This window comes from Falsiroseomonas oryzae (assembly GCF_027856955.1).
GTDB lineage: Bacteria > Pseudomonadota > Alphaproteobacteria > Acetobacterales > Acetobacteraceae > Falsiroseomonas > Falsiroseomonas oryzae.
This window is the reverse complement of the sequence record NZ_JAPSMD010000681.1, coordinates 1-2,000: the sequence shown is the minus strand read 5'-3', so window position 1 is coordinate 2,000 and position 2,000 is coordinate 1. Positions and strand designations below refer to the sequence as shown.

Here is a 2,000-nt window from a genome sequence, read left to right as displayed (position 1 = left end):
AGGTGCCGCAGGAACTGCACCGCCTGCTGCAGCTGGTGGTCGGTCTCGGGCTTGGTCGGGTCGAAGGCGGGCGCGCCCTCGGCCGGCACGCGCACCACGCGCTCCTGCACGCCGGCCGGCAGGTTCAGCGGCGGCGGCGGGGGAGCCGCCTGCTGCTGCTGGGCGGAGCGGCTCTCGTTGTCGTTGCGCAGGCTGCGGCGCAGGTCGGCCTCGCGGTCGCGCTGCGGCGCGGCGGGGTCGGGGCGCGTGGCCAGCACCTCGATGTCGGGGTCGATGCCCGTCGCCTGGATGGAACGGCCGGAGGGCGTGTAGTAGCGGGCCGTGGTCAGCCGGATGGCGCCCTGGCCGGGAATCGGCATCACCGTCTGCACGCTGCCCTTGCCGAAGCTCTTCACGCCCATGACCACCGCGCGGCGATGATCCTGCAACGCGCCGGCGACAATCTCGCTGGCGCTGGCCGAACCGCCGTTGATCAGCACCACCATCGGCAGGCCCTGCGCGATGTCGCCCTGGCGGGCGTTCCAGCGCTGCGCGTCCTCGCTGCGCCGCGCCCGCGTGCTGACGATCTCGCCCTGGTCGAGGAAGTCGTCGGCCACCTGCACCGCCTGGTCCAGCAGCCCGCCCGGGTTGTTGCGCAGGTCGAGGATCAGGCCGCGAAGGTTGCCGCCGGCCTGTTGGCGCATCGTGCTCACCGCGCGGCGCAGCGCACCCTCGGTCTGCTCGTTGAAGGCCGACAGGCGCACATAGGCGATGTCGTTGCCCTCCAGCCGGAAGCGCGCGACCTGCGGGCGGATGACGTCGCGGGTCAGGCTGATCTCGATCGGCGCGCGCTCGCCCTCGCGCCGGATGGTCAGGCGGATCGCGGTGCCGCGCTCGCCGCGCATCTGCTCCACCGCCTCCTGCAGGGTCAGCCCCTGCGTGGACTGGCCGTTCAGGTGCGTGATCAGGTCGCCCGGCCGCACGCCGGCGCGCGCCGCGGGCGTGTCGTCGATCGGCGAGATCACCTTGACGTAGCCGTTCTCCTGCGTGACCTCGATGCCGAGGCCGCCGAACTCGCCGCGCGTCTGCACCTGCATGTCGCGGAAGCTGCGCGGGTTCATGTAGGAGCTGTGCGGGTCGAGCCCCTGGAGCATCCCGTTGATCGCGTTCTCGATCACCTCGCGGTCGCTCACCGGCTCCACGTATTCGGCGCGGATGCGCTCGAACACGTCGCCGAACAGGTTGAGCAGCCGATAGGTCTCCGCCCGGCCGCCATCCTGCGCCCAGGCCTGGATGGTGGGGACCGCGATCACCGGGCCGATCACCGCGCCGGCCAGGAAGGCCGCACCGACCGCGCCGAAGGTGCGCAGGCTGCGCCGGCGCTCCGCCGGCGGCGACGCCGGTGCGCCCTCGCGCAACCCCGCGACGACGCCGACGCTCGGCATCCTGCCGTCCCGCTTCGACCCGTCCTGCCTGTCGCCCATTCGATCACCCGATCCCTTGGCCGCTGCTTCGGCCGATGACGTCATCCACCGGAGCGGGCCTCGCCCCCCGGCGCCGGCACGGAAGGGCGTGCCAACGGACAGCATGTCTGCCCCGGGTTTGTAACCCGGATATTTCCTCGACTATCCCCGCGCCGCGAACCACGGTCGCGGGTCCACCGGCTGGCCGTTCCGGCGCAACTCCACATAGAGCGTGGCACCGGCGCCGCCAGACCCCGCCAGCACGCCCACCGGCTCCCCCGCGAGCAGCCGGTGGCCGGCCGAGGTGTCGAGCCTGTCCAGCCCGGCCAGGACGAAATGGTATCCCCCGCCGCAGTCCACAATCAACAAGAGCCCGTAGGACCGGAACGGCGCCGCATAGACCGCACGTCCGCCGCAGGGCGAAACCACCCGCGCCCCGGCCGCTGCGGCGAAGGTCAGGCCGCGATGCGGGCCGCCGGGACCCGACTCGCCCCAGCCCGTGGTGATCCGCCCGGCCACCGGCAGCGCGCGGCCGCCGGCCGGGGCCGGCAGGGCGGC

Annotated in this window: 2 protein-coding genes; both read right to left on the bottom strand. The window is 73.3% G+C overall.

The features are described 5' to 3' along the window. Positions 1-1,463: S41 family peptidase (locus OZN99_RS30540; RefSeq protein WP_270938969.1), on the bottom strand; the 1,463-nt coding region annotated here is incomplete at its 3' end. Positions 1,464-1,604: 141 nt separating this feature from the next. Further along, a partial coding sequence (locus OZN99_RS30535; protein ID WP_270938968.1) for a murein hydrolase activator EnvC family protein occupies positions 1,605-2,000 on the bottom strand: 396 nt, incomplete at its 5' end.